Raw genomic sequence first — 823 nt, forward strand, 5'->3', positions numbered from 1 at the left:
CATGCAAGCCTGCATCTGCAAACATTTGTGTAAATGAGGATGCAAAAAAATTATAGTATTTAAATACGCCGAGGAAACCTAAATTAATTAAAATGCTGAGCCAGAGCCAAAATTTTCTTGATTTTTGAGTCTTTGACTCCGTCATTTTTAACCCGGTAAAATAATCTAACACCGTGGAGAAAACCAGGAGGAAAAGAAACCGCCAATCCCAACTGGCATAAAAAAAATAGCTTGCACAAAGCAATAAAAAGTTTTGTAACTTAATATTCCTGTTAAATACAAACCAGTAAAGGACAAACACTACAGGCAAAAAAATTGCAAAGCTAACAGAGTTAAAAAGCATAGTGGATTTTGTTAATGTGATTGGGAATTTGACGAAAAAGCCTGTTATTCAATGTATTCAAATGCCGTTTCAGGAACATTTTGTTCGTGGTTACTGTCAATATACTATCAATTTTATTGGTTAGCTTTTTCGCGCCAATTTCATTTAGATGATCGGCATCATAAAAGTCGGTGCCAGCGAATGATTTGTCAGTAAGTAAATTATAGTATTGAACATTACCGTACACCTTACTTAAATTGTTTAGGATGTTTAATGTTGTATTCAATTGATTACTATTCAGGTCTTCCACATATGTTTTATATGCTGGTGAAGTAAATAAAAGAACCTTGATTTTGTTGGTAAATGCGTATTTGATAATACTTGTTAAGATGGCAATATTTTTTTTCAGGCATTTTGGATTTTGGATAGTGTGCCGTAGTGCAGCTATTTTGCCGCTAATTACCAAATTCTTATTTTTTTTTGAGTTGTATTCTGTACCCC

The 823-nt window shown here is 33.2% G+C and carries 1 protein-coding gene; it reads right to left on the bottom strand.

Features of this window, described 5'->3' with window-relative positions; all coding sequences use genetic code 11:
• Positions 1-332: 332 nt before the first annotated feature.
• Positions 333-823: hypothetical protein (locus tag AC1DO4_RS27880; protein WP_477421059.1), on the bottom strand; the 491-nt coding region annotated here is incomplete at its 5' end.

It is taken from the genome of Mucilaginibacter sp. P5_A6 (assembly GCF_056400585.1).